We start from the raw sequence: 7,153 nt of genomic DNA, 5'->3' as shown, positions 1-7,153 counted from the left end.
GCAGGTGCACGTGAATGAGCTGCTCGGCTGGGCCCAACAGCACTATCCGGGCGCCGAGGTGACACACACGTGGGCTGCCCAGGACTACCAGGCCGGGAATCTCATGCCGTTCTTCGGCCGGTTCCCCCGGGGCCACGGAAGATCTTCTTCGGCACCGGCTACAACAAGTGGGGCATGACAAACGGTGTTGCGGCGGCGCTGGATATCACCGCCGATATCCGTGGCGAAAAGCTGGAGTGGGCCCGCATCATCCACCACCGGGTGACAGGTCCCCGCGGCGCAGCGTCGACGATTTCGCTCAACGTGGAGACCCAGCAGCAGAATTTCCGGGACAAGGCTGGGTTGAAGGAGAAGCCGGCCATCACGGAGGAAACCCACCCCGCCGAGCACGGGCGTCACGGGACTGTTCCACGGGAAACCTGCGGCCATCTGCACGGTGGATGGCGTGGTGTGCAGGGTGTCGGCGGAATGCGCGCACCTTGGCGGGATCCTGCACTGGAACGACGCCGAAAAGTCCTGGGACTGCCCCCTGCACGGTTCCCGTTACTCTGCGGCAGGCAAGCTGCTGGAGGGGCCGGCGACGCACAATCTGTTCAAGTTGCAGTAGGGGCTGCGCCCCTCAGCTTGGGTTGAGGCCTAAGCGTGCCGCCAACTCGCCGGGGCGGTTGAAGCGGTAAAAGAACGGACCGAGTTCTCCCCTGTCGAGCGTTGAGGTCAGGGCGATGAGACTTTCCAGCGCGCCAGCGCGCCGCCGACGTGACCCCGCCCAATCACGTAATCCTCATGGATTCCACCTACTTATTCGAAGCAAGTACCGACGAACGACACCTCTCGGAGGCATCACCGCCGACTATTCGCTGGGGCCGGCTGGCTCATGGCCGCCGGATTCACTACTCGAATTTCGTTCGGCGTCGCGGCAATCATCGCAGCGACCAACGAATTGATGTGGGCAATCGGGGCCGCCATCGCCCTCCCCGCGGAGCAAGGTAACTTTCATTCCGGCATCCTAGTCCCCCGCGCGGGTTGCCGGAAGGCTTCGCAGCCCGTGTCCTTCCGGGGGAACTGCGAGAGACCAACGAGGCGTAGATCGAGAAATCTAACCACAGCCGACTCGCTAATCCTCCTTTTGAAATGCAAATTTAAGAACTCACGTAAGACGAGTTTTGCTCGAAATTCCCTTCCAACAAAGGCAAAAAGACCGTATGATTTCTTGCAAGCTGCGGGTCTCAGGGGGCACCTATATGAATAGGAGCCTCAATTGCGACGTCTACATATTTTTGCCTCAGCTACCGCATGTCTTTCTTTGATTGCGACCATCCTTATTGCCGCACCGGCACATGCAGGTAGTGCCCAAAGGAACACGGCACCCCAGGAACAGGAAGATCAGCGGATACGAGCTGATACCGGCCGTGGAGTCCAGCCTGTCGCCTGGGATCAGGGGTTGTCGCCCGGGCCAAGTGCCCTTCCGCTGCATGAAATCGCCAAGAAGTACGACGGCGTGGATGTGATGGACGGGAACGCCCCCGGAACCGCGGCAGTCCAAACGCAATCCCCCTCGGGTGCGGTACGGATTACCGTTCCCGGCAAAAAGTCAGAGACGAGACCTGCCCAGCTTAAGGGCGTCCCGATCGGGCACTTTATTGGCGAAGGCGCACCACTTCTAACAACCGCCCTGTCCGGCGCGACAACGACCACCTACAGCACCCCACACGGCTCGCAAACGCTGATCACGGTCGAATCGGACAAAGCACTGCGCGATTACCGATTCCCATTAGCTCTCGCGGCCGGATCCACCGCAAAGGTGGAAGCTGACGGTTCGGTCCTCATTCGAGACGCCGCGGGAAGAGTCACAAGCACCTTTGTCTCTCCATGGGCATTCGACGCCGACGGCAAACCGGTGGCGACGACGTTCAGGATTGAGGACGATACCTTAGTTCAGCACATTGACTTCAATTCCTCGAACGCATTTCCCCTAACGGCCGATCCGAGTATTCAGTGGGTACCGTGGCCAGTCCTCGCTCTCAGGTGCTAGCGGGACTCTCGGCCATCGGTATCACCAGTGGCGCGTTCAGGGGCGCCAGTCTGGTTGCCACAAAGTGCTATGGAATCAACCTTTCTAAACCGTCCGCTCCGCTCCGGGATATGCCTGGTCGAGACTGCGGCTTCCGAGAGAAGGCAATCGTGAAATGGTACTCGTGCGCGCATGCGCCGATGTTTGGAGCATCCTTGGCGCCCCTTTTTATGACCAATTGGGACCTGTGGCTTCAAATCCTCTTGCCATCTCTGGTCCTGGTTTCCTACGTGATCAATGAAGTAGTACTTCACTGGAGGAAGACGGCCGCGCGTGCGCGCGCAGCCGAGCTGGATCACGCCGACCCTATGGTGCACGCCTACCGCGAGCCGGATTCGTGAACTCTGGTGAGATCTACTAGGACAGGGGTTTCAAATTGACCGCGAACGTAAATGGTACCGAAAGCGGCATCCGGTTTTCCCGACTGTGCGTAATTGTCGGGGTCATTGGGGGCGTCCTGACAGTCCTTCACCCGCTTCTGGGGGCTGCGCTGTCCGTGCTTGCGTTGGTGTGGGCTATTGCCGGTCAGCACGCGTACCGAATAGCACTCTTAGTCAGTCTGGCCGCTCTGGTGATGAACATTGCAAACACCACATATTTTTGCGCACCTAAGAAACCGGCTACTCATTATTGGCGTGATGGTTTGCGGGGGCGGGGTTCTGGGTGGATGGACTATGGGACACAGGACGGATTCAACCGGTAGTCCATCCTGTCGAATGGTGTGGCCGGCCAGTCGGTTTGGCCGGCCACAGACTTGGCTGCTCCGAAAGCAAAGTCTCACGCCCGGTATCTCAGGGGGCTGACGTATCGGGCGCACCATCCGGGGGCGGCTACCCCACTCCGGGGGCGGCGAACCCACAACGAACGCTACGGTCGAAAAGAACCGATAGGTGGCCGTTTGCTCGAATTTGAGTGGTAATCCCTGCGAATTTGAGTGGTGATCGCTGCGAAATTGAGTGGTCAGCCGCGCTACCCCGGAGTAGGCGGGCAGCCAAACCGGTCGCAATAACCGAACCCCTGGAGGCGAGGGCGAATTCAGCGGGGCTATCCTCGCGGCATGGGGAACTACAGCACGGGATATCTGGCCAGGGATGAACGGCGCGAGCGTCGGAGAAGGTTTCAGCGGAAGCTGTCCTACGTTGGATTGGCTATTTTGGGCGCCGCCACAATCTTCGTAGTCACGATCGCCCTCCGCCACTGAGGCCGAAGCCTGAGGCAAGCACTACGGCAGCCGGCGTCGCGAAACGCAACGAAAGCGCCGCCGTCGTGATCTGTCCTGAGCCGTGACAACTGGCTGCTGCCGGTGAATCACTGGGTGTGCTCGGATACCCTTCAACCATGGGGGACATGGGGTGGGTTCGGCGGGTGCTGGTTGTCGAAGATCAACCGTTCATGCGCGGGCTTGTTGCCGAGGCTTTGAGGGGCGCGGAATTCGACGTGCATGACTGTGCCTCCGCGTCCGAGGCCATATCCATGTTCGCCGCCGTCGATCCCGATGTTCTTGTGACTGACATTGACCTGGGTACACGGCCCAACGGCGTCGAACTGTCGCACGTAGTGAAGTCGCTGTCCCCGGGCTGCGCCATCGTTTTCCTGACGAACTATCCGTCGGAAGCTCCCTTTTCCGAGTTGCCGGCGGGATCAACGTTCGTCAACAAGTCGTCCCTTGACTCCGTGGACGGCCTCATCAGTGCGGTGAACTCGACCCTGGTGGAGCTTCCCGTCACCGTGACTCCCCCTGTGGAGTCTGGCGCAGCGAAGCTCGGCGCGCTGACCCGCGTACAGCTGGATATCCTGCGCTTGATCGCGGGAGGATGGTCGAACGCTGAAATCGTCAAACAACGGGGAAGCAGCATGCGCTCCGTGGAGAAGGCCGTCTCGCGCACGTTCGAGGCCCTTGGCTTGAACCGGAATCCTGACGTCAATCCGCGGGTTGCCGCGGCAACGCTGTACTCGCGCGCGTTTGGGTTGCCGGCCCCTGCCGATAGCGATCAATGAGCGGCCGCTCCCATGCGCTCTGGGCCCGGGGTATCGGTGGCCGCAATGCCCTGAGCTTCTGGTCGTGGCTTCTGACCCTGCCTTTGGCGCTGACGGTCATGAACATGTTCGCCGGATCGGTCACGCTCGCTGGGACGGGATCAGTCACGCCGGTTGTGGAAGGTTCCGGCACGGCGGTCGTGTTGCTCGTGCACGTGATGCTTGGCCTTTTGGGGATGCTGCTCCGCCCCGTGATCACGTCACGCCCGAGCCTCAAAGGCAGAATTACGACGTCGTTCGGCACCTTCGCGTTCCTGGGCGCCTGCCGTCCTCTCCTGGTGGCTTGGTTCGCGCGGGCCCTGAATATCGCGGACCTGGGTGAAGATCTCTGGGCCCGCGTCCTCATCAACGTCGGGGCGGCCCTGGTCTTCCTCTCGGCGATCGCGATGCTGACGGACTCCATCCGCGGGCACGCCGTGCTTGAACGCCGGCTCCGCGCTGCACGGGCTGCGATAGAGGCGCAGCTCGGATTCGATGAGCACCGCTTGCGCTCGATCCGCTCCGACTATGTCGCCGAACTCTCCGCGCGTCTTGACGCGGTCCTCTCTGCCCGGATGAGCGCGACCCTCCACAGATCCGAGGCCTCACGCCTGCTGCGGATGATCTCCGATGACGTGGTCCGCCCGATGAGCCACCAACTCTTCCACGATCACACCCCTTTGCCGCCTGAGAAAGCCCCTCCCCGGCCGCCTTCCCGCGCGGAACCCACCGAGGGACTCCCGCATTTGATCCGGGCTGCACCGCTCGCTTTGCCTGTGCTGCTCTTCGAATCGCTCATCGCAGTGCGTGTCGGGGCGGAATACGGCCTCCTCTTCCTGCTGGTTCAGTCGGTTGCGGGCGGGACCATCCTGCCCGCCGGGAACGCGGCGACCGCCCGGACGGTACGGAGGATCGCCAGTCCCGTGCGGCGAATTTCCGCCATGACCCTTTGCTACGCGGGCACGGCCGCACTTGGCGCGTCGGTGACCTGCCTGCTGCAGGAGGCGTTCGGCTATGCCCCTTTCTTCTACTGGGCCGCCATCTGGGCGCATCCGCTGACTGCACTCACTGTGGCGGTTCTTCGAGCTGCCGAACGCCGACGACGGCGGCATGAGGTCAGGCTGGCAAGCTCGCTGAACGAGCAACTCAAGCTAGCCGACCGCGCCCAGCAGAAGCTGCTTCACACCCGCCGGAGGGTGGCCAGAATCCTGCACACCAAGCTTCAGGGAAACCTGGTGTCGAACGCCCTCGCCCTGAGCCGCCCCGGAGGGAACAACCCGGAAGAAGATCTGGCCCCGCAGGACGTCAGGGACATCCTGGCGAGCGCCGTGGCTACCGCGCAGAGTGAGATCTTGGAAGAACCGCACGGGCAGTCGGTGCGCGGAGCGTCCAGCATCCGGGACCTGCTGAATAACTGGGGGCGCGTGTTGAAGCTCGCGTGCGACATTGATCCCGGTGTGTGGGCGCTATGCGACGAGGACCCGGCCCGAGCTGAGGCAGTGATTGAGGTGCTCTCCGAGGGATTCACCAACGCCATCCGCCACGGCGAACGAAACAATGTCCGGGTCACGATGTCGGTTCCTGAACCGCGCCCGACACGATCGGCGGCCGACACCGGCGCCATTCACATAAGCATCAGTTCCCCTGGCCGGCTCCGAGGCCCGGTCCGCCCTCATTTCCCGACGAGACCGTGGATCACAAAGGGGTCGGAAGCGGCGAACTCTTCGGCGGCTTCGCGCGAAGCAAAGACGGACATCGCCCCGGCGTCGCCCTCCTCCACTGAGCGGACCTGGGTCGATGCATCGTCCTTCATATGTATATGCCTGTGCTAGTTCGCAGCGGAAAAGTAATCCCTGCTATTGTCCGGTTGCATTGGTTCAGCAGCGTCCGTCCAACTCACGGGCACGTTTCATGGCCTGCCGGAAGTCCATCGAGAGCTTGCGGCGGCCAGAAGTTCTGTAGTGATCACAGGCCCATTCGAATTCGGCTGCAGCATCCCGGTACCTTGCTTCGTCGAAGAGTCGTCGGCCGATCTGGTGCCGCACCAGGGCCTCTCGAGCACGGGTGGCCGCAATCCTAAGCGCTTCCTCGTGGAGCTTCGCGGCGTCATGCGACCGGCCCTTTCGCTGGTATGCCTGTGCCAGGACGAGCAGCGGCCGGAACCGGTCTTGTGAGTCCGCCAGCAGGCGGCGTCCGGCATTTACGGCTTCGTCGTCCCGGCCGAGGAGCGAAAGGACCCACACCCGCTCGAGGTCTGTGCAGTCCTCAAGCCGGCTCTCAACCGCCGTCCGGTCCAAGATGACATCGCGAAGAGTGGCAGGATCCGTGCCCCATATCTCCGCATTAGCGGCCACTAATCCAAACCCTTCCAGAAGAGTAGTAAGCAAGGCACGCCTGGAGAAAGGAACGCTGCCCGGGACATCAGGCCTGAACCTACGGTCCCACAATACGATGCGAGCAAGCCCGCCCCAAGCCGCGGATCTCAGGTCTGTGCCGAGCCTGACAGTTCACGCAAAAGCCGCCTTTTCCTTGTAGTTTAGGAATTACGGCTCTGACGGTCGTGTCGGGCGCTGGTCTGAGAGGGATTCGTCGGGCACACATGGAGGGGCCATGAGCGATTTGGATGTTGCCGTAGTAATAGAAGAAGATGCGGACACGCGCAACTTGCTCGAGACCGCGCTTCTCCAGGCGGGTTTCGAAGTCCATGCCGTAGGCACCGGCCGAGCAGGTGTTGAAGCTGTCCGGGACGTAAGACCCGATGTCGTGACGCTAAACGTTGGACTGCCGGACATCGACGGGTTCGAGGTCATGCGCCGCGTTCGCCTAATTAGCAACGCCTACGTCGTTATGGTCACTAGCAGAAGTGATCAGATCGACCTGCTGACTGCTCTTCAGTCCGGAGCCGACCACCACATCATCAAGCCCGTCCGGCCACGGGAGCTTCGAGTCAGAATCGCGGCAATGATGCGCCGGCCACAACCGAAGGTCCTGGTCGTACCTCCGCCCGCCCCACGCGGGACCGTCGCCTCCCGAGATCCGGACCAGCGAGAACCTCCAGCACAACGG

The 7,153-nt window shown here is 61.8% G+C and carries 6 protein-coding genes and 1 pseudogene; 6 read left to right on the top strand and 1 reads right to left on the bottom strand.

Translation table 11 applies throughout. The features are described 5' to 3' along the window. The 5 genes and pseudogenes from AHiyo1_RS28115 to AHiyo1_RS00045 all read left to right on the top strand — a co-directional run. Positions 1-607: pseudogene (locus AHiyo1_RS28115) on the top strand (Rieske 2Fe-2S domain-containing protein); the annotation flags it as partial. Positions 608-1,441: 834 nt separating this feature from the next. Continuing rightward, on the top strand, positions 1,442-2,032 hold the full coding sequence (locus AHiyo1_RS00060; RefSeq protein ID WP_059387201.1) for a hypothetical protein: 591 nt from the start codon (positions 1,442-1,444) through the stop codon (positions 2,030-2,032). 209 nt (positions 2,033-2,241) lie between these two features. Then, on the top strand, positions 2,242-2,412 hold the full coding sequence (locus AHiyo1_RS24320) for a hypothetical protein (RefSeq protein WP_172465447.1): 171 nt from the start codon (positions 2,242-2,244) through the stop codon (positions 2,410-2,412). A gap of 997 nt (positions 2,413-3,409) precedes the next feature. Beyond that, the gene (locus tag AHiyo1_RS00050) at positions 3,410-4,069 is read left to right on the top strand and encodes a response regulator transcription factor (RefSeq protein ID WP_059387200.1); all 660 of its coding nucleotides are present in this window, start codon (positions 3,410-3,412) and stop codon (positions 4,067-4,069) included. Next, complete coding sequence (locus AHiyo1_RS00045) at positions 4,066-5,919, top strand: hypothetical protein (protein ID WP_059387199.1); 1,854 nt, start codon at positions 4,066-4,068, stop codon at positions 5,917-5,919. The genes AHiyo1_RS00050 and AHiyo1_RS00045 overlap by 4 nt, the downstream gene beginning before the upstream one ends. 45 nt (positions 5,920-5,964) lie before the next feature. On the opposite strand, the gene AHiyo1_RS00040 is transcribed toward AHiyo1_RS00045, so the two are convergent. Further along, the gene (locus AHiyo1_RS00040; protein WP_059387198.1) at positions 5,965-6,441 is read right to left on the bottom strand and encodes a hypothetical protein; all 477 of its coding nucleotides are present in this window, start codon (positions 6,439-6,441) and stop codon (positions 5,965-5,967) included. Between the two features lie 256 nt (positions 6,442-6,697). Here AHiyo1_RS00040 and AHiyo1_RS00035 point away from each other — a divergent pair. Then, positions 6,698-7,153 (top strand): response regulator transcription factor (locus AHiyo1_RS00035; protein WP_148667411.1); only part of this gene is annotated, 456 nt, incomplete at its 3' end.

The sequence above is a fragment of the Arthrobacter sp. Hiyo1 genome, from assembly GCF_001263615.2.
Classification (GTDB): Bacteria; Actinomycetota; Actinomycetes; order Actinomycetales; family Micrococcaceae; genus Arthrobacter.
Note: the sequence above shows the minus strand (reverse complement) of the source record. Positions and strands in the feature narration are given on the sequence as shown.

Bases quoted from the DNA above. Each gene is read 5' to 3' on its own strand.
- AHiyo1_RS24320 (WP_172465447.1), top strand. From the start codon at position 2,242: ATGACCAATTGGGACCTGTGGCTTCAAATCCTCTTGCCATCTCTGGTC.
- AHiyo1_RS00050 (WP_059387200.1), top strand. From the start codon at position 3,410: ATGGGGGACATGGGGTGGGTTCGGCGGGTGCTGGTTGTCGAAGATCAA.
- AHiyo1_RS00045 (WP_059387199.1), top strand. From the start codon at position 4,066: ATGAGCGGCCGCTCCCATGCGCTCTGGGCCCGGGGTATCGGTGGCCGC.